Annotated in this window: 18 protein-coding genes and 2 pseudogenes; 7 read left to right on the forward strand and 13 right to left on the reverse strand. The window is 69.8% G+C overall.

Annotated elements, in window-relative coordinates:
- Positions 1-46: 46 nt before the first annotated feature.
- Complete coding sequence (locus KBY47_RS24045; protein ID WP_247695138.1) at positions 47-658, reverse strand: DUF2617 family protein; 612 nt, start codon at positions 656-658, stop codon at positions 47-49.
- A gap of 387 nt (positions 659-1,045) precedes the next feature.
- Positions 1,046-1,321, reverse strand: coding sequence for a hypothetical protein (locus tag KBY47_RS24050; protein ID WP_210924067.1), 276 nt, complete (start codon positions 1,319-1,321; stop codon positions 1,046-1,048).
- Between the two features lie 125 nt (positions 1,322-1,446).
- Here KBY47_RS24050 and KBY47_RS24055 point away from each other — a divergent pair, with 125 nt between their 5' ends.
- On the forward strand, positions 1,447-2,640 hold the full coding sequence (locus KBY47_RS24055) for a pyridoxal phosphate-dependent aminotransferase (protein WP_210924069.1): 1,194 nt from the start codon (positions 1,447-1,449) through the stop codon (positions 2,638-2,640).
- A 135-nt stretch (positions 2,641-2,775) separates the two neighbouring features.
- Here KBY47_RS24055 and KBY47_RS24060 read toward each other — a convergent pair whose 3' ends face one another.
- Positions 2,776-3,105, reverse strand: coding sequence for a hypothetical protein (locus KBY47_RS24060; RefSeq protein ID WP_210924071.1), 330 nt, complete (start codon positions 3,103-3,105; stop codon positions 2,776-2,778).
- Positions 3,102-3,587: a hypothetical protein gene (locus tag KBY47_RS24065; protein WP_061927666.1), complete on the reverse strand. Its 486-nt coding sequence runs from the start codon at positions 3,585-3,587 to the stop codon at positions 3,102-3,104. Before KBY47_RS24065 ends, KBY47_RS24060 begins: the two co-directional genes overlap by 4 nt.
- Positions 3,588-3,710: 123 nt before the next feature.
- On the opposite strand from KBY47_RS24065, the pseudogene KBY47_RS36690 reads away from it, so the two are divergent.
- Positions 3,711-3,887: pseudogene (locus KBY47_RS36690) on the forward strand (aminotransferase); the annotation flags it as partial.
- A gap of 46 nt (positions 3,888-3,933) precedes the next feature.
- Here the strand turns inward: KBY47_RS36690 and KBY47_RS24070 are convergent.
- Complete coding sequence (locus KBY47_RS24070; RefSeq protein WP_210924073.1) at positions 3,934-6,012, reverse strand: hypothetical protein; 2,079 nt, start codon at positions 6,010-6,012, stop codon at positions 3,934-3,936.
- 328 nt (positions 6,013-6,340) lie between these two features.
- The gene (locus KBY47_RS24075) at positions 6,341-6,895 is read right to left on the reverse strand and encodes a Uma2 family endonuclease (protein WP_124440429.1); all 555 of its coding nucleotides are present in this window, start codon (positions 6,893-6,895) and stop codon (positions 6,341-6,343) included.
- A 173-nt stretch (positions 6,896-7,068) separates the two neighbouring features.
- Here KBY47_RS24075 and KBY47_RS24080 point away from each other — a divergent pair.
- A pseudogene (locus KBY47_RS24080) lies at positions 7,069-7,506 on the forward strand (aminotransferase class I/II-fold pyridoxal phosphate-dependent enzyme); the annotation flags it as partial.
- Positions 7,507-7,573: 67 nt separating this feature from the next.
- Here the strand turns inward: KBY47_RS24080 and KBY47_RS24085 are convergent.
- The 4 genes from KBY47_RS24085 to clpB all read right to left on the reverse strand — a co-directional run bounded on the left by KBY47_RS24085 (position 7,574) and on the right by clpB (position 11,344).
- Positions 7,574-8,101, reverse strand: coding sequence for a YbjN domain-containing protein (locus KBY47_RS24085; protein ID WP_210924075.1), 528 nt, complete (start codon positions 8,099-8,101; stop codon positions 7,574-7,576).
- Positions 8,102-8,180: 79 nt separating this feature from the next.
- Positions 8,181-8,501 carry a type II toxin-antitoxin system PemK/MazF family toxin gene (locus tag KBY47_RS24090; protein WP_210924077.1) on the reverse strand — a complete coding sequence of 107 codons (321 nt, stop codon included), beginning with the start codon at positions 8,499-8,501 and terminating at the stop codon, positions 8,181-8,183.
- Positions 8,498-8,689 carry a hypothetical protein gene (locus tag KBY47_RS24095; protein ID WP_210924079.1) on the reverse strand — a complete coding sequence of 64 codons (192 nt, stop codon included), beginning with the start codon at positions 8,687-8,689 and terminating at the stop codon, positions 8,498-8,500. Before KBY47_RS24095 ends, KBY47_RS24090 begins: the two co-directional genes overlap by 4 nt.
- A 57-nt stretch (positions 8,690-8,746) precedes the next feature.
- The gene (clpB, locus tag KBY47_RS24100) at positions 8,747-11,344 is read right to left on the reverse strand and encodes an ATP-dependent chaperone ClpB (protein WP_210924081.1); all 2,598 of its coding nucleotides are present in this window, start codon (positions 11,342-11,344) and stop codon (positions 8,747-8,749) included.
- Positions 11,345-11,505: 161 nt separating this feature from the next.
- Here clpB and KBY47_RS24105 point away from each other — a divergent pair, with 161 nt between their 5' ends.
- Positions 11,506-11,922 carry a pyridoxamine 5'-phosphate oxidase family protein gene (locus tag KBY47_RS24105; protein WP_210924084.1) on the forward strand — a complete coding sequence of 139 codons (417 nt, stop codon included), beginning with the start codon at positions 11,506-11,508 and terminating at the stop codon, positions 11,920-11,922.
- Between the two features lie 151 nt (positions 11,923-12,073).
- On the opposite strand, the gene KBY47_RS24110 is transcribed toward KBY47_RS24105, so the two are convergent.
- Positions 12,074-12,409 (reverse strand): hypothetical protein, encoded by a 336-nt coding sequence (locus KBY47_RS24110; RefSeq protein WP_210924086.1) that lies wholly within the window; start codon positions 12,407-12,409, stop codon positions 12,074-12,076.
- A 316-nt stretch (positions 12,410-12,725) separates the two neighbouring features.
- Here KBY47_RS24110 and KBY47_RS24115 point away from each other — a divergent pair, with 316 nt between their 5' ends.
- From KBY47_RS24115 to KBY47_RS24125, 3 genes are read left to right on the forward strand one after another with little or no spacing between them, the layout of a single operon-like run.
- Positions 12,726-13,745 carry a helix-turn-helix transcriptional regulator gene (locus KBY47_RS24115; protein ID WP_210924088.1) on the forward strand — a complete coding sequence of 340 codons (1,020 nt, stop codon included), beginning with the start codon at positions 12,726-12,728 and terminating at the stop codon, positions 13,743-13,745.
- A complete protein-coding gene (locus KBY47_RS24120; RefSeq protein ID WP_210924090.1) occupies positions 13,742-13,975 on the forward strand; it encodes a hypothetical protein in 234 nt (77 codons plus the stop codon). Before KBY47_RS24115 ends, KBY47_RS24120 begins: the two co-directional genes overlap by 4 nt.
- On the forward strand, positions 13,972-14,976 hold the full coding sequence (locus tag KBY47_RS24125) for a helix-turn-helix transcriptional regulator (protein ID WP_210924092.1): 1,005 nt from the start codon (positions 13,972-13,974) through the stop codon (positions 14,974-14,976). The genes KBY47_RS24120 and KBY47_RS24125 overlap by 4 nt, the downstream gene beginning before the upstream one ends.
- On the opposite strand, the gene KBY47_RS24130 is transcribed toward KBY47_RS24125, so the two are convergent.
- On the reverse strand, positions 14,921-15,967 hold the full coding sequence (locus KBY47_RS24130; RefSeq protein ID WP_210924094.1) for a LuxR C-terminal-related transcriptional regulator: 1,047 nt from the start codon (positions 15,965-15,967) through the stop codon (positions 14,921-14,923). The genes KBY47_RS24125 and KBY47_RS24130 overlap by 56 nt on opposite strands.
- Positions 15,968-16,381: 414 nt before the next feature.
- Positions 16,382-17,491 (reverse strand): sugar ABC transporter substrate-binding protein, encoded by a 1,110-nt coding sequence (locus tag KBY47_RS24135; protein WP_210924096.1) that lies wholly within the window; start codon positions 17,489-17,491, stop codon positions 16,382-16,384.
- Positions 17,492-17,722: the final 231 nt, after the last annotated feature.

The following is a 17,722-nucleotide window of genomic DNA, read 5'->3' on the forward strand; positions in this document are numbered from 1 at the left end:
GAGACGCCTGTTCTACGGGTGTCTCGCGTTTCAGCTCGGAATCCGATCAGACGGCGGTCGGGTCGAGTCTCCCCGGCTCGGCTCCGGCCCGCCCCGGTCTCTCCGCGGCCCGCCCCGGTTCGGCCCCCGTGCCCGGTCTCGCCCCGCCCGTGCGCCTGCGCACCCCCACCCGGGTGCGCGTCGCCACCAACTGCCCATCCTGGGGGTAGGCGTGCCAGGTGCGCCAGTGCACCTGCCCCTCGTGGCGCTGGGCGAGCATCGCGGTGAAGGCGTGCGGGCTGCCGGGGAACACCCCGGCGAGGCCGTGCGGATGGTCGGAGACGAGGGCCAGCAACTCCTGGGCGCGGCCCGCGAAGCAGCCCGGGGAGAGGACTTCGACGCGCGCGGCGAACTCGTACTCCCAGTCCCCGACCCGCTTGGCGACGCCCAGCGGAAGCGGCGTACTGCTGCCGGGGATGCATGCGACCGTCTCCGAGCAGTGCATCCGCGCCTCCTCCAGGAGCACCTGGTGGGACGCGCCGAGCAGTCTCAACTGGAGTCTCGCACCGGCGAGTTCGAGGTCAAGGGTGGCCAGGGCGGGCAGTGGCTCACGGCCCAGTGCCCAGGCCAGGTCGGCCGCGCGCGTATCGGTGTAGGAGGTCTTGAGGGTCGTGAGCATGGATCGGCTCCGCTGGCACGCAAAGAAAAAGGCGGTGTGGGGTTCCGGAGTACCCGGTCGGCGCCGGTGTACCCCGGTCTGCTCCGGGAAGAGCACCCGGTCAGCCCGGACAGCCCGGACAGGAGTCAGGAAGGAAGGTTCCGCAGGACGTCCATGGGCTGCTCTGGTGATTTAGAGGGAATCATGAACTGTGGCGCCGCCACAGCGTTTTTACCCAACTTCGTAGGGTTTCCATCCCTCAGAGGGCTCCACAGCTCAACTGTTCAACGACGGCGCACGCCTGTCCGGTCCGGCGTGCGCCGGAGTACCGCAGGCGCACGGAAGCGCCCGCGGAATCGGGTGAACCCGCGGGCGCCCGTACGGTTTCGGCCACCGGCACCGGTGACGTCAGCTGCCTCCCCCACAGCCGCCCCCTCCACCGCACGACGACCCGCCCCCGCACGAGTGGCCGCCCCCCGAGTCGCCGCCCCCGGAGTGCCCGCTGCCCGAGTCGGCCCACCAGCTGGCCCGGTTGCCGGAGCCGCTGGAGCCGCTCCGCCCACCGGAGCGCGCCCGCACCGGCCGCCGCAGCGACGCCACCGCGAACAGACCGGCGACGAGGAGCATCAGCGCCACCACCGTCATCACCCCGACCACGACACCACCCATCCCGACACTCAGCATGCCGCCCCTCCTTCGAACTCCCCCGAAGCGGCCCCCCGTGGGCGCCTCGCGCGTTGTGACCGGGGGATGCCCCGCCCCCTCCCGGCCCAAAGCACAGTTGAGGAACTCCAGAGCTTGCGCGCAGGATGACCGCCATGACGTCCACCACGCGCCCCTTCCTCAACCGCCGGCTCGCCGAGTTCGGTACGACGATCTTCGCCGAGATGTCCGCGCTGGCGCTGCGCACCGGCTCGATCAACCTCGGCCAGGGCTTCCCCGACACGGACGGCCCCGAGGAGATCCGGGAGGCGGCGGTGCGGGCGCTGCGCGACGGCCGCGGCAACCAGTACCCGCCGGGCCCCGGCGTCCCCGAACTGCGCACCGCCGTCGCCGCCCACCAGCGGCGGTACTACGGCCTGTCGTACGACCCCGACACGGAGGTGCTGGTCACCGCGGGCGCCACCGAGGCGATCGCGGCGACCCTGCTGGCCCTGCTGGAGCCCGGCGACGAGGTGATCGCCCTGGAGCCGTACTACGACTCCTACGCGGCCTGCATCGCGATGGCGGGCGGCACCCGGGTGCCGGTGACGCTGCGCCCGCACGAGGGCGCGTTCCGGCTCGACCTGGACGAACTGCGGGCCGCGGTCACCGACCGCACCCGGCTGCTGCTGCTCAACACCCCGCACAACCCGACCGGCACCGTCCTGACCCGCGCGGAACTCACCGCGATCGCCGAGCTGGCGGTGGAGCGGGACCTGCTCGTCGTCACGGACGAGGTCTACGAGCACCTGGTCTTCGACCCGGCCGGGCACATCCCGCTGGCGACCTTCCCGGGGATGCGCGAGCGCACGGTCACCATCTCGTCGAGCGGCAAGACGTTCTCGTACACCGGCTGGAAGGTCGGCTGGGTTACCGGAACCGCGGAGCTCGTGACCGCCGTCCGTTCCGCCAAGCAGTTCCTGACGTATGTGTCGTCTGGGCCGTTCCAGTACGCCGTCGCCGAGGCGCTGGCGCTGCCCAACACGTACTTCGAGGGGTTCCGCGCGGACATGCAGGCCAAGCGAGACCTGCTCAGCGCCGGCCTCACCGACGCCGGCTTCACGGTCTTCCAGCCGACCGGCACCTACTTCGTCACAGCCGACATCCGGCCCCTCGGCGAGAGCGACGGCCTCGCCTTCTGTCGCGCCCTGCCTGAGCGTGCGGGTGTCGTCGCCATCCCCAACGCCGTCTTCTACGACCACAGAGAGGCCGGCGCACCATACGTCCGGTTCGCGTTCTGCAAACGCGTGGAGGTACTGGCGGACGCGGCGGAACGGCTCCGCAAGGCGTTCGCGCACTGACCGCCGCCCACGGGGCCGGTCGTCCTTGGCACGGCCGCCCTCAGACTCCAGTCGGCCCGCCACCAGCACCGCAAGACCCCGTCGCAGCCCGCGCCCCGGTTCGCTCTGCCTTCTGCACGAGCGAAGCGCCGCAGGCTATTCGGTGTCCTTCGGGTGTCGCGGGGAGGCGTACACAAGGATCACAGTCGAGGTGTCCGGGCTGACCAGGTAGCGGACCCGGCCGCCGCTGGTGATCTCGTACTCCCACTGCTCCAGCTCAGAGCCCTTCCATTCCCTGGTGGCGTGTCTGCCTCGGAGCTGGTGCTGGCGGTTCCAGTTAGCCCGCGACAGCGGGTCTGCGCGAAGGGCTTCCAGGCAGCGATGCGCGTTTGGCTCCCAACCGGTCGCGGCCTCCGTCGTGCCGTAAACGACGTTCCAGCCGCTCAGCGGAGGAACACTGACCCGATCGCCTTTCTTCGGACTCACTCGTGCACCTCGACGGGGCCGAGGTCGACGTCACCGAGCGGACGGAGCGCTTCTCTGAGCTGGTCAGGATCGGCGTTGATGCGGGCAGTGGCCCGCCACGAGACGATCGCTCGGTGCACAGCCTCCCTGGCGCCCAGTTCAGCGGCGTCGGACAGCGCTTCCAGAAGCTCGACAGTGAATTCCCGGACTTCCTCAGCGTCCAGGTGGCGCACCCACGGGAACACCTCGGGCAGCGCGAGCAAAAGCGACTTGGCACCGTCGTCCTGCTTCAACAGTGCAAGGAACAGCCGGGACGCCGTGGTCAGGTTTTCCTCGGCGCGCTCTGCGTATATGGCCGTGGTCAGCACCATGTCGGGCGCGTCTCGGTGCGTGACACGCAGACATCCCAGGGCAGCGGCCCTGGCGGCGACAGCCTTCGGATTGCGAGACAGATCGGTGAACGAGACAGACTCCGATTCGAATGCCAAGGGTGCGATGCTCATACTCAGACCGTACTCTGATTGTGCTCTGATTTCTATCGCGCGACGTGGATAGCAGCTGAAAGCCCCGCTCCTGCGACAGGACGCGGAGCCAGGAAACAAATGGATGCATGAACACGAAGCGCCTGGGTTACCGGCGTCCCCGATCTCGTCGCCGCCGTCCGCTCGGCCAAGCAGTACCTCACCTACGTCGCCTCCGGGCCCTTCCAATACGCCGTGGCCGAGGCCCTGCGCCTGCCCGACTCGTACTTCGCGGACTTCCGCGCGGACATGCTGGCCAAACGGGACCTGCTCGCGGGCGGGCAGTGCCAGCGCACCCGGCACCTGCGGGCCAGGCGGTGTTGCCCGGTCAGCGGCGCCGCTTGCGGCCGCTCTTGCCTGAGGAGCGCCGAGCCTTCCGGGCGCGGGCGCCGTGGGTACCCAGTGCCCGGGCCGCCAGCTGCCTGAGCTCGTCGAGTCCGGCCCGGTCCGGGTGCGCGGAGTCCAACGCGGCGGCAACCGCGTCCCTGGCCTGGGAGCCCTGGGCCCGCAGCGTCTCCTCGGCGCCGTCCCCGCCGCCCGCCAACTCCACGAGCTGGAGCAGGCTCTCGGCGAGCACCAGCAGAGACTCTGCATCGGTCATGTCCTCTGGGGACAGCAACTCACGGTGCGCCAGCGCGTTCAGCGCCAGCGGCGCCAGCTGTGTGTCTCGCCGCAGCGCGCGCAGCAGCCGCTCGCCCTCACCGTCCGGCAACGCCGCCGGCAGCACGTCGAGCATCGCCTGCGCACGCGTGCGGAAGGTCATGGTCCTTGCGGCGTCGGTCAGTTGCCGCAGGGCATCTTCCCGCTCGCCGCGGGCCGTGATCCAGTCGGCCAGCTCCGTGCGGGCGGCGTCCGGGTCGTAGTCCTCGGCCAGCACCCCCAGCAGGCCGGCCGCCGGCGCCTGGGCCAGTTCACCGACCAACGGTGCGTCCCTGCCGGCCGCCAGCAACCGCTGTCGTACGGCCCGGGTACCGAGCTCGGTGAGACGGATGAGCTCGACCGGCCCGGCGGTCAGCTCCTCTCGCCGGGCATCGGCACGCTCCCGCGCCGCCGGGTCCGTTGCCTCCCCCACGACGCCCAGCAGCTCCGCGAGCTCCGGCGGCATGTCCGCGAGCAGCTCGGGACCGGCATCGGAGAGGTCGATGTCCAGGAACACCGGATCGGCCATCCCACGGTCACGCTCGATCGCGCCCAGGTCGTCCAGCAGGTCGAGCACCGCGCGCAGATCCCGGTCGGCGTGCTCGAACCACGTCCGGTGCTGAAGGTCCAACCCGGCGTCGAGCTGGAAGGAGGTCCGATAGGCCAGGTGTACCGTGTCGCGCAGCCGCGGCCAGGGCATCGGGTACGGCAGGCTGTAGAGCGTGTTCAGCACGTCGTCCAGGATGTGCTCGTAGACGTCGAAGAGCATCGACTCGACGTGCCAGCCGCTGCGTGCCCCGATCAGGGCCTGCCGCAGCTCGAAGCACGCGTCGAAGGCGCGCAGCCACAGCTGGAGCGGGTCGGCCAGCACCGGCCGGGCCTTGGCCACCGCGTACAACCGCCCCTTGACCACCCGGACCAGCCGTGCCTTCTTCGCCCACTCCATCAGCAGTCCCAGCCGCGGCAGGTCGGCCGAAGAGCGCACCCCCTCAATCCGGTCGCCGGTGCCGAGTCCGTCCACCAGCTCGCGGGCCTCCGCCATCCGCAGCCGTCCCGTCGCCGTCACCGGGCGGCCGCCCTGCCCCGCCCATTCGGCGAGTCCGCGCAACTGCGCCACGGTCGTCGACGCCTCGGCCCGGCGGCGCAGTTCGTCGTCCGGGGGAAGCATCACGGGCAGTTGCGGCTCGGCCCGGGCCACGCCGGACAGCGCGCGGCCGGTCAGCCGCCGTTCCATGATCACGGCGAGAGCCTGCTGATCGTAGGCGACCTCCCCGCGCTGCGCCCTGTCCGCGAAGCGCTGAAACGCCGCCCCGTCCTGGATGTCCACGCCCTGCTCCGCGGCCGTCATCGCCCAGAACTTCGCCAATCCCCAGCGAGTGCGGTCCGTCATCGCCGCCAGATGCTGTGCCGCGGCCCTGTCGACCGCGGCGAGGGAATCCTGGAGTGAGGGGCCGCGCGGGTCCGCCAACTGCGCGGCGTGCAGATAGCGCAGTAGCGTGCGCAGTGTGCCCGGGGCGTCGGCGCGTTCCTCCCCGGGAAGCTCGGTGACCTGCTGGGGAAGCCAGGAGAGCAGTAGCTCCTCCACATGGCGCGACTCCCACAGCCCCAGTCGGCCGTCGGCAGTCGCCAGGTGCCGGTAGTCCAGCACCGTCTCGGCCATGTACCCGTCCACCGGCAGCCCCTGCTCCCCGGCCCACCGAACCAGGCGGTCGACCAGCAGCCCACGCGCTGCCTCGAACTCCTCCTCGGCCTCGGGTTCGAACCGCATCCGCATGAAATCTCGCCCACCTGTCTGCAGCAGTCGTTGCCGTGCCACGCTATCGCCGAACCGGGGCCGGCAACTCGGCCGAGGACGAGCGGGCCCGCTATCTCAGGGCAGTACGCGGTGGTTGCCGCCCGCAGTAAACGCGGCTTCGAACTTCCTTGCGGCGAACCGGACTTCGTCGCACGAGCTCACGGCACGGAACGGCACGCCCTCTGGCTGATCCCGATCGACGAAAGGCCAGGCCATCCCAGCCGGCTGCCCCGACCAGGAACGACCACGTCCGGCGACGGCGGTGCCGACGGCACGGGCCTGGCCAGCGGGGAGTCCCTCGTCAGCGGGCGTCCGCCTCGGGATCAGGGCGCGGGAGTTCGTCGAGGTCGAGGGTGAAGGTGCGGCCGTCGGCCAGGGGGATGGGGAGCTTGCCCGTGCCGTACTTGTGGGTGTGTGCGGCGATGTAACCGGTGGCGGTCGGCTGGGTGTGAAGGACGACTTCCTGGGCGTAGGGGTCCACGACCAGGTAGATCGGGATTCCATAGCGGCCGTACTTCGCGGTGCAGTCGTCGTAGTCCTTGCGTGCGGAAGAGGTCGAGACGACCTCGGAGATCAGCAGGACGTCCTCGAAGCTGTAGCGCTTGCCGTCCTTGCGTGCGTCCTCGCGCAGGATCGCGAGGTCGGGGGCGGAGTTCTCGTCGGCGGGAAAGTCGATGTAGACGTCGGAGGTGACCTTCGCGTGACGGCCGAGGGCAAGAGCGGAGTCGATCTGCATCGACCTGATGGTGCTGGAGTGCTCTTCGCTCTGCGGGGTCATGATCACCTTTCCGTCGGCCCCGAACAGGACCGTGTACCCCTTGGGGAACTCGGTGTGCACGATCGCGTCGACGCTCATGGACGGCTCCTTCCCGTGTGTGGTCAGGATACGACGGACAGTGCCGCGTCACCGAGCCCGTCGGTACGGCCGGCAGACCGGTCCGGACCGGTTGTGCGGCCCGCTCACCACCGGTGCCGGAGATCCGAGTCGGGGCCTGTCGCACGACATAGGAATAGGTAGGCCAACAAGGTGTCGGCTGGGTGACGGCGGCTCCCGCGCTGGTCACGGCGGTGCGCTCGGCGAAGCAGTATCTGACGTACGTCTCCGCGGGCCCCTTCCAGTACGCCGTCGCAAAGGCGCTGGCCCTGCCCGACAGCTACTTCACCGGCTTCCGCGAGGACATGCGGGCCAAGCGGGACCTGCTGGCGGACGGCCTGGCGGAGGCCGGTTTCGACGTGTTCCGCCCGTCCGGCACCTACTTCGTCACCACCGACATCCGCCCCCTCGGCGAGTCCGACGGCTTCGCCTTCTGCCGCGCCCTGCCCGAGCGCGCGGGCATCGTCGCCATCCCCAACGCGGTCTTCTACGACCACCGGGAGGAGGGGGCGCCGTTCGTGCGGTTCGCGTTCTGCAAACGACCGGAGGTGCTGCGGGAGGCGGCGGGGCGGCTCAAGGCACTGCGAAAGTAAGGAGAGGGGGGTGCCGACCGCACCGGCCCGCACCCCCCTCCCCCTCGCTGCCGGGGCCCGGGGCCCGCTACTCGTCGCCCTCGGGCTTCTCCGAGTCGTTGACCTCCTGCTCAAGGCCGAGCTGCTCCACCAGCCAACGGTCGAACTCGATGGCGGCGCGCACCCAGCTGACCGTCGACGAGACGAAGAACTCGAGGTTCACGCCGGTGCCGACCAGCATCTGCGCCTCGCCGATCAGACGGACGGTGCCGTCGTCGTGGGTGTGGCTGTACACCTTCGGCCACAGCGTGCGACGGTTCCAGTCGTCGATCGACTCCAGCAGCTGCGGCTTCTCGTCGATCTTGTGGGGGCGGTCGTAGAACGTCCGCACCGAGTAGACCTGCTGGTCTCCCTCACCGCGGAACATGAAGTACGTACGGAACTGCTCCCACGGCGCTGCGAGGTCACCCTCTTCGTCGACGACGTACTTCAGCTCCATCTGGTCGAGGAGCTGCTTCACAAGGTCCTGATCCGGGACGACGGGGCCCGCCGGTCCTTGGGGCTGCGGCTGGGGCTGGCCCCCGAAGTTCGGAATCGAGGACGGGTCGATGGTCACCGTGAATTTCCCTTCGTACGGATTCCGCCATCCTCTCCCAGGGGGGGAGGGGGGTGGCAAGCCCGACGGGGCCGGTCGCTCAGAACAGGCCGAGCTTGAGCATCAGGGCGCGGTCGAGGGCGACCAGCTCGTCCGCGTCGAGGGCGCCCCTGAAGTCCCCGAGACGCTCGGGTGCCACCGAGTAGATCTGGTCGGTGAGGACGCGCGTCGCCTTCCCCTCCAGCTCGATTTCCGGGCGGTACACGGCGGGGCCCGCGCTGGCCGACGTGAGCGCGACGGTGACCGTGCTGGTCGAGAAGCGGTCGGACTGGATGACGACCGCGAACCGCCGGCCCTGCTGTTCGTGGCCCCGCGCACCGGGCGCGGCCCTGATCTCGTACAGCGCCCCCCGGAAGATCACTCGGCGACGCCCATGAAACGCTGGATGGCGAGCATCTCCGCCCGGTCGTCCGGGTCTGCGGCCAGGCGCTCGGCGTCCGCCTTCGCCCGCTCGATCAGCTTCTCCTTGTACGCGCGCAGCAGCGCGTACCGCACGGCCTCCGTACGGGAGCCGTACTCGTCGGCCAGCGCTCTTATGGCTGTCTCCATGGCGTCATCTGTACGGACGTTCAGAGTTCCCATGGAGACAGCGTATCGCAAATTGTGTTACAGCGTCTTCCCGGTCGCCGGGCCCACGATCAGGCCGTCGCCGAAGGTGTCCACCCGGACCGTGTCCCCGTCCTTGATCTCGCCGGACAGGATCTCCTTCGCGAGCCGGTCGCCGATGGCCGTCTGGACCAGGCGGCGCAGCGGCCGGGCCCCGTACGCCGGGTCCATGCCCTCGTCGGCGAGCCAGGCCAACGCCTCGGGCGTGATGTCCAGGGTGAGCCGCCGCTCGGCGAGCCGTGCGGCGAGGCGGTCGATCTGGAGCCGGGCGATCCGGCGCAGCTCGTCCTTGGTGAGGGCCGAGAAGACCACCAGGTCGTCGAGCCGGTTGAGGAACTCCGGCTTGAAGGAGGTCCGCACCACCTCCAGGACCTGCTCCTTCTTCTCCGCCTCGGTCGTCATCGGGTCGACCAGGAACTGGCTGCCCAGGTTGGACGTCAGCACCAGGATCGTGTTGCGGAAGTCGACCGTACGGCCCTGCCCGTCGGTGAGGCGGCCGTCGTCCAGCACCTGGAGCAGGATGTCGAAGACCTCGGGGTGCGCCTTCTCCACCTCGTCCAGGAGTACGACGCTGTACGGCCGCCGCCGCACGGACTCCGTCAGCTGACCGCCCTCCTCGTAGCCGACGTACCCGGGCGGGGCGCCGACCAGCCGGGCCACGCTGTGCTTCTCGCCGTACTCGCTCATGTCGATGCGGACCATCGCCCGCTCGTCGTCGAAGAGGAAGTCGGCGAGCGCCTTGGCCAGCTCGGTCTTGCCGACACCAGTCGGACCGAGGAAGAGGAACGACCCGGTCGGCCGGTCGGGGTCGGCGATCCCGGCCCGCGAGCGCCGTACCGCGTCGGACACCGCCCGCACCGCCTCGCCCTGCCCGATCAGCCGCTTGCCCAGCTCGTCCTCCATGCGCAGCAGCTTCTGCGTCTCGCCCTCCATCAGCCGCCCGGCCGGGATGCCGGTCCAGGAGGCGACGACGTCCGCGATGTCGTCGGCGCCGACCTCCTCCTTGACCATGGTGTCCCTGGCGACCTCCTCCTCGGCCTCCGAGGCGGCCTCCAGATCGCGCTCCAGGGCCGGGATCTCGCCGTAGAGCAGCTTGGAGGCGGTGTCGAAGTCGCCGTCGCGCTGGGCGCGTTCGGCCTGGCCGCGCAGGTCGTCGAGCCTCTCCTTCAGCTCACCGACCCGGTTGAGGGACTGCTTCTCCTTCTCCCAGCGGGCGTTGAGGCCCCGCAGCTCCTCCTCCTTGTCGGCGAGGTCGCGGCGCAGCTTCTCCAGCCGCTCGCGCGAGGGCGCGTCGGTCTCCTTGCTGAGCGCCAGCTCCTCCATCCGCAACCGGTCTACGGCGCGCTGGAGTTCGTCGATCTCGACGGGGGAGGAGTCGATCTCCATGCGCAGCCGGGACGCCGCCTCGTCCACGAGGTCGATGGCCTTGTCGGGAAGGAACCGGGAGGTGATGTACCGGTCGGACAGCGTGGCGGCGGCGACCAGCGCGCTGTCCGCGATCTGCACCTTGTGGTGGGCCTCGTACCGCCCCTTGAGCCCGCGCAGGATCGCGATCGAGTCCTCGACGCTCGGCTCGGCCACCAGCACCTGCTGGAAGCGCCGCTCAAGCGCCGGGTCCTTCTCGATCCGCTCCCGGTACTCGTCCAGGGTGGTCGCACCGACCATGCGCAGCTCACCACGGGCGAGCATGGGCTTGAGCATGTTGCCCGCGTCCATGGCGGAGTCCCCACCGGCCCCGGCCCCCACGACGGTGTGCAACTCGTCGATGAAGGTGATGATCTGCCCGTCGGAGTCCTTGATCTCGGCGAGGACGGTCTTCAGCCGCTCCTCGAACTCACCCCGGTACTTGGCCCCCGCGACCATCGCGCCCAGGTCCAGCGCCACCAGCCGCTTGTCCTTCAGGGACTCGGGCACGTCGCCCTTCACGATCCGCTGGGCGAGCCCCTCGACGACGGCGGTCTTGCCGACGCCGGGCTCACCGATCAGCACGGGGTTGTTCTTGGTGCGGCGGCTGAGCACCTGCACGACCCGGCGGATCTCCTGGTCCCGCCCGATGACGGGGTCCAGCTTCCCCTCCCTGGCGGCCTCGGTGAAGTCGGTCCCGAACTTCTCCAGCGCCTTGTACTGCCCCTCGGGGTCGGCGGTGGTGACCCGGCGCGCGCCGCGGGCCTTCTGGAAGGCGGCCAGCAGCTTCTTGTCGGTGGCCCCCTGCCGCGTCAGCACCTCACCGGCGGCGCCGCCCTTCGCGGCGATCCCGATCAGCAGGTGCTCGGTCGACAGGTACTCGTCGCCGAGGTCCCGGGCCCGCGCCTGCGCGTCCGCGATGACGGCGAGCAGCTCGCGGTTGGGCTGCGGCGGGGCGACCGTCGACCCGGTGACACTGGGCAACGCGGCGAGGGCCTTCTCCGCGCCGGAGCGTACGGCGGCCTGGTCGGCGTCGACCGCGGCCAGCAGGTCGGTGATGTTCTCGTTGTCCTGCCCCTGGAGCAGAGCGAGGAGCAGGTGGGCAGGGGTCAGGTCGGGGTGCCCCTCGGTCACGGCCCGGTTGCCGGCCGCGTTGATCGCTTCCCGGCTCCGGTTGGTCAGCTCGGCGTCCACGTTCGCGTTCTCCTCCTTGCGTCAGCGCTCTGTGCCAGGTGGGCCAGGCGGGCCGGATCTCCCAGTGCTGACTCCATCAACTTACACAAAGTTGAGTCTATTCCACTCAAGACTGTCTCCGGGAGGGCATCGACGCACCAAAGGAGCTAAGTTCGGCGTCCATGGCCACCTCGTACTCCCTGGACCCCGGCGCCCCCGACGCCGCCTACCTCAGCTTCTGGCGGGAACGGCACCTGTGCACGCTGACGACGCCCCGCCCGGACGGCACACCGCACGTAGTACCCGTGGGCGTCACCTACGACCCCGACGCCGGACTCGCCCGTGTCATCGCCGACAAGTCCAGCGCCAAGGTGGCCAACGTCCTGGCCGCGGGCACGGAGGGCGCCGCCGTCGCGGTCTGCCAGGTCGCCGGGCGCCGCTGGGCGACCCTGGAGGGCCGCGCGACCGTCCGCACCGACCCGGACCGGGTCGCGGAAGCGGAGCGCCGCTACGCCGAACGCTACGGCCGGAACCCGGCCCCGAAGCCGACCCGGGTCGTGATCGAGATCGCGCTCACGAGGGCGATGGGCCGCGGTTGATACAACCTTGCGACCGATTCCGGCCACGTCCACGATCACCGGATACCGGTGCATACCGCCGCACAACACAGCGGCGTCACCGTGTTCAGGTCACGGTGACGCCGCTGCGGGGGGAAGCACCTGAGCGATCTGTTACGACGGGGGAATCGCGTCAGGCACTGCGGGGGGTGGCTGAGATGGTCCGCGGGGTTGGGGCCTCGGGTTCCGCCAGCCGGTGGTCTCGCTGATCCAGGTTCACAAAGATCATTCCGTACCGAATCGCACACCGCACGGGCTGCGGCGCCCCTCGCGGCTTGCGCAGACACCGGTACGCCCGTACGTCGCCGTCCTCGTCCCGGGTGACGACGACCGGCTCACCGAAGACGGTCACCATCAGCGAGTCACCGTTGTGGGGGAGAGCGGTGACCAGGTCGATGAAGTGCCATCCGGAGCGGTAGGCGGTGGCCATTTCCCGGCGGAAGGAGCGGTCGTCAGGAGGAGTCGTCATCGTCAGCCCCAACTGCTGTCGTCGGCGGCGAGTGGTGCGGGTGCAGGCCCCCAGTAACTGTCGGCGGTGCCGGTGCTGAGTGTCTGCGCCAGCCCCCAACTGCTGTCCGCACGAGCGTCGCCCTTCGTACCGGCGAGGCCACTCAGTGCTCCGAAGGCCACAACGGCGGAGAAGGTGGCGACAAGCACCGAGCGAAGCGTTCTCTTGCGCATAGTCGGCTTCGTCCTCACTTGAAGGTCCCCTCTTCCCCCGTCGACTAAGACGATGGCTCATTCAGACACGTCATGGCCACACAATCGGTGCATCATGTTCCTGCATGTTCAGGACCCTGGGGGGTGGAGATTTGGTAACCAAGGGGACGAAGCGGACGCATCCCCATGCGGTGACCGAACTGTGCGAGGAGGGTGGCCGCCTTTACGCCAACGCTCTGCGCACGGGCCGCATCGCGCGTACGGATGCGGAGGCCGCGCCCTGCCTCATGGAGTTCGCCCTTCTCCACCCGGACCCCGATGACGCCGACTGGCTGCGTCCCGTGCCGCCGGCTGTGGCCTTGGCACAGCGACTCCATCCCATCGAACGAGAGATCGCCGAGCGCAGGCGAGTCTCCATCGATCTGGCTGACGTCTTCGAGCCGTTCCTCGCACTCAGCGCCCAAGGGACTGCCTCCACGCACTCCATCACGGTGCTGGAAGGCTTCGACCGGATCAACGCAGCTCTCGATCTGGCGACCGCACAGTGTCAGTCGGAGATGCTGACTGTCCAGCCCAGCGGCCGCCGCCTTGAGCACACCCTCGTGCAAGCACTGGAGCGCGACAAGCCCCTCACCGACCGCGGCGTCCGGATACGAACTCTCTATCAGCACACCGCTCGCCACAGTCCGGAAACGCTGGCCTACGTCTCCCAGTTCTCCGATGGCAAGGTGGAGTACCGCACGATCGACGAGCTTGTGGAACGGCTCATCATCTGTGACGAGGCGGTGGCCTTCATCCCCACGCGCGACGATCGACAGGTCGCTCTGGAACTGCGGCACCCAGGCCTCGTCCGCTACTTGATCAAGGTGTTCGAGTTCATGTGGAGCCGGGCGGTACCCCTCAGTACAGGCGCTCCCTACGAAACGGCCCCAGACGGGATAACGGACATCCAGCACTCCATCGCCAAGCTCTTGGTCGAAGGTCACGTCGACGAGGCCATAGCCCGCCGCCTCGGCATGAACGTCCGCACCTGCCGTGCCCACATCGCCAAACTGGCCTCCGCCCTCGGCAGCGGCAGCCGCGCCCAGCTCGGCTACCTCATCGCACAGTCGGGGATTCTCGAGCGGGAGGGAGCCATCGAGTGACCAGGCCGCCGCACCCCGAGCACGACGTCGAGGACCTGTGCGACGCGGGTACGCAGTTGTACGACCGCACGCTGGCCGAAGGCCGCATCGCCGCCGCCGACGCCGAATCCGCCCCTTGCCTGCTGGACATCGGCCTGCTCTCCCCCGCCCTCGGCAGCGAAAGCCGCGCCCAGCTCGGCTACCTCATCGCACGGTCGGGGATCCTCAAGCAGGAGGGGACCGAGGAGTGAACGCGCCGCCGCACCCCGAACACGGCCCGGAGGACCTGTGCGCGACCGGCAGGGCCCTGTACGAGCGGGCGCTCCATGAGGGGCGGGTGAGCGCCGTGGACGCGGCGGAGGCGCCCTGTCTCGTCGACTTCGGGCTGCTCCAACCGTCCGTGACGGACCTCAGCCGCCTGGAGCCCGTCGCCCCGGCCGTGGCCCTCCACCGCCTCCTGCGCGCCTCCGCGGACCACATCGCCGAGGAACGCCGCCGCGAGGCCCGGCTGGTGGAGGCGTACGAGTCACTGATGCGGATCGGGGGGCCGAGCCCGGCGGAGTCGGAGAGCCCGGCGATCACCATGCTCAGCGGGATGGAGCGGATCAACCAGGCCATCACACAGGCCATGTCGGACGCCGCACACGAGGTGCTCACCATCCAGCCGCACTCCAGCCACGCGGGCAAACCCCCGGAGGTCCACACCGAGGCCATGCTCCGTGACCAGGCGCTGCTCGACCGTGGCGGTCGTATCCGCACCCTCTACCAGCACACCACCCGCCACCTGCCCACGGTCATGGCCCGTTACGAACGACTCGTGGGCGATGTCGAGGCCCGCACCCTCGACGAGGTCACCGAACGCCTCATCGTCATCGACCGCACGGTGGCCTACATCCCCGCCAACCGCGAACGCACCCTTGCCGCGGAGATCCGCCACCACCCCGTGGTGACCTACTTGGCCACCACCTTCGACCGCCTCTGGCGCCTGGCCACCCCCATGTACCCCGAGACCGTCGCCCCGCCCACCCTCAACGGCGTCACACACCGCCAACGCGCCATAGCCACCCTCCTCATAGAAGGCCACACCGACGCCGTCATAGCCGAACGCCTCGGCATGAACATCCGCACCGCACGCGAACACATCGCCAAACTCTCCGCCACCCTCGGCAGCGAAAGCCGCGCCCAGCTCGGCTACCTCATCGGACGGTCCGGGATTCTTGATCCGGCTGACCGGACTGGCCAGGGAAGCTGAGGGGGCCCGCGGGGCCGTTCAGGCCGACCTGGGCGATGCGGACGCCGAGTTGGGTGCGGCTGGCCGCGCCGAGGGTCTCGGAGAGGCGGGCGATGTGGGCCCGGCAGGTGCGGACGCTGATGCCGAGGCGTTCGGCGATGACGGCGTCCTGGTGGCCCTCCGCGAGGAGCGCCGCGATGGACTGTTCGCGGTGCGAGATGCCCTCGATACGGGTGTCGGGCAGCGGTGCCGTCAGCGGGACCGCCAGCCGCCACAGCCGTTCGAAGACGGTCACCAGGTAGGCGACCAGGCCGGGGTGGCGCAGTTCGAGGGCCATCGTGCGGTCGGCGTTGGCGGGGACGAAGGCGACCGTGCGGTCGAAGAGGATCAGCCGGTCGATGACCTCGTCCAGGGTGCGGGCCTCCACCGCGTCACCCATCAGCTCCAGGTAGTTCAGGAGGCCCTGCCCGTGCCGGGCGACGTGGTTGTACAGGTCGCGCATGCGCACGCCCCGGCCGCGCAGGGCGAGCGCGCGGTGCAGCCCCTCGGAGAGTTCGTGTTCGCGGCGGATGCCGCCGGGCTGGACGGTCAGCACCTCCGTCGTGCACGCCTCCGTCGCCTCGTCCAGCGCGGCCTGGATGCGGGAGGGGCCGTCGAGGACGCGCAGGGCCGACGTGCCCTCGCCGTGGTGCGCGCCGGGCGCCCCGCCGCCGAGGCCCGCGTACCGGTCGAAGGCGGCGACCGCCGAGCCCACCCGCCGGTGGCTGGCGCTGATCTCGTCGTAGACGCCCCGCAGCAGCCGGGTCATGACCTCCTGCGGCGAGGTCGGCACCAGCCAGTCCATGTCGTCGGGGTCGGGGTGGAGCAGGCCCAGTTCGAGCAGGCACGGGACGTGGTCGGCGTCGTGGCGCGGCACCCTGCCCCGCCGTACGGCACGGGAGTACACCCGATCCGCGGCCTCGCACAGTCGGTCAGCACCATGTGGATGCTCGTCCGTCCTGTGCCCGGTCATCGCCCATCCCACCCCCGGTTGCAGCGCTCTTCGCAGCGCAACTATGCGCGGATGGGGACTGCTCCGCAACACGGCTCCCGCCACTGTGACCGCGGGAAACCACCGGTATGCCCGGCTATTTCCAGGCCCCCGTCCGTCGCAATGCAACAAGATGACGGTGGTGCGCGTGCCCCGGCGGGTGCATCGTGGTAGCCGCTTCCCCACGGGTGACGGACCGGCGACCTCCCCCCTGGCTGCCGACCGGCACCCGGTGCGGCCCCGGCGCCCGGCATTCCCCCGCCGGGCACCGGGCGCCGCGACACGGGAATGGCGCGAAAGCGACCCTGGCGGGGGGGGCACCGAGGGGCACCAGTGAACGGACGAAGGGGCCCGGCGGCTGTCCGCCTGGCCCCTCGATCAGCCGGATGGGTCAGGTCAGCCCTTCAACCCCAGCTCCGAACAGGCCGCCGCGTACTTCCCCGCGCAGATCTCCGACACCTTGTAGATGCCGTCCGCGACAACGGTGTCCTGGATGTTCTCCTGGGTCAGCGCGGTCACGGTGACCAGCTGGGCCGGGATGTCCTTGTGGGTGGGGCTGTCCACCCGGTCCCGGGTGAGGGCGTCGAACTGGATGTCCTTGCCCTGGACCTTGGCGACGGCCATCTCCGCGGCGGCCTCGGCCTCCTCCGGGTAGGACTTGTACACGCTCATGTACTGCTCACCGGAGACGATGCGCTGCACGGCGTCCAGTTCGGCGTCCTGGCCGGTGACCGGCGGCAGCTCGGTGACGCCCGCGGCCTCCAGGGCCTTGATGACGGCGCCCGCCATGCCGTCGTTGGCGGAGTACACGGCGGCGATGTTGTCCACGCCGATCTCGTTGATCGCCTCGGTCATGTTGGCCTCGGCGTTCTCCGGCTTCCAGTCCTTGGTGTCGTAGGACTTGGCGATCGTCACCTTGCCGGTCAGCTCGGAGAGCGCGCCCTGCTTGAACTGGCCCGCGTTGGGGTCGGTGGGCGAGCCGTTCATCATGACGATCTTGTCGGCGGTGTCGATCTTCGAGCCCAGCGACTCCACGAGGGAGCGGCCCTGGACCTCGCCGACGAGGGCGTTGTCGAAGGAGATGTAGGCGTCGATCGGGCCCTCGGCGAGCCGGTCGTAGGCGATGACCGGGATCCCGGCGTCCGCGGCCTGCTGCACGGTGTCCGCGATGCCCTTCGAGTCCACGGCGTCCAGCAGGATGACGTCCACCTGCTCGTCGATCATCCGCTGCATCTGCGCGATCTGCTTGTCCGCGTTCGCGTCGGCGTTGGCGTAGTCGACCTTGCCCCGCTTGCTGGTGAGCGCGGCGATGCGGTCCTTGATGATGGGGTAGTCGAACTTCTCGTACCGGGAGTTCGCCGTCTCCGGGAGCAGCAGCCCCACCGTGATGTCGTCGCCCTTGGTCGGGGTGGCGTCGCCGCCTTCCTCGGCCGCGCCCAGCACCCCGCAGCCGGCCAGCGAGAGGGTCAACGAGGACAGAGCGACGGATATGGCGATACGACGCATGCAGGGGCTCACTTCTGGTGTCTTCCGGACGTGGGCGCAGCCTTGCTACCCAGGTGACTGAAAAGCCAACGCGTCGGCGCCCCCAGCGTCAAGGCAAATCACTTAACGAGATGACAACATCACGTTCCGCTTCTGGCGTGGAGACAGAGCGAAACCACCTCCCGGAAGCGGCCACGGACCCTTCACTCCTCCCGCCCCTGGGGGAGTTCGAGTCCGACCGAAGAACCGCAC

This window comes from Streptomyces sp. B93 (assembly GCF_018070565.1).
Lineage (GTDB): Bacteria > Actinomycetota > Actinomycetes > Streptomycetales > Streptomycetaceae > Streptomyces.

Excerpts from the sequence above, each read along its gene's own strand:
- KBY47_RS24065 (WP_061927666.1), bottom strand. The coding sequence starts at position 3,587 with ATGAGCATCGCACCCTTGGCATTCGAATCGGAGTCTGTCTCGTTCACC.
- KBY47_RS24070 (WP_210924073.1), bottom strand. The coding sequence starts at position 6,012 with ATGCGGTTCGAACCCGAGGCCGAGGAGGAGTTCGAGGCAGCGCGTGGG.
- KBY47_RS24135 (WP_210924096.1), bottom strand. The coding sequence starts at position 17,491 with ATGCGTCGTATCGCCATATCCGTCGCTCTGTCCTCGTTGACCCTCTCG.
- KBY47_RS24130 (WP_210924094.1), bottom strand. The coding sequence starts at position 15,967 with ATGACCGGGCACAGGACGGACGAGCATCCACATGGTGCTGACCGACTG.
- KBY47_RS24095 (WP_210924079.1), bottom strand. The coding sequence starts at position 8,689 with ATGGAGACAGCCATAAGAGCGCTGGCCGACGAGTACGGCTCCCGTACG.
- KBY47_RS24050 (WP_210924067.1), bottom strand. The coding sequence starts at position 1,321 with ATGCTGAGTGTCGGGATGGGTGGTGTCGTGGTCGGGGTGATGACGGTG.
- KBY47_RS24075 (WP_124440429.1), bottom strand. The coding sequence starts at position 6,895 with ATGAGCGTCGACGCGATCGTGCACACCGAGTTCCCCAAGGGGTACACG.
- KBY47_RS24055 (WP_210924069.1), top strand. The coding sequence starts at position 1,447 with ATGACCGCCATGACGTCCACCACGCGCCCCTTCCTCAACCGCCGGCTC.
- KBY47_RS24110 (WP_210924086.1), bottom strand. The coding sequence starts at position 12,409 with ATGACGACTCCTCCTGACGACCGCTCCTTCCGCCGGGAAATGGCCACC.
- KBY47_RS24105 (WP_210924084.1), top strand. The coding sequence starts at position 11,506 with ATGGCCACCTCGTACTCCCTGGACCCCGGCGCCCCCGACGCCGCCTAC.
- KBY47_RS24045 (WP_247695138.1), bottom strand. The coding sequence starts at position 658 with ATGCTCACGACCCTCAAGACCTCCTACACCGATACGCGCGCGGCCGAC.
- KBY47_RS24115 (WP_210924088.1), top strand. The coding sequence starts at position 12,726 with ATGTTCAGGACCCTGGGGGGTGGAGATTTGGTAACCAAGGGGACGAAG.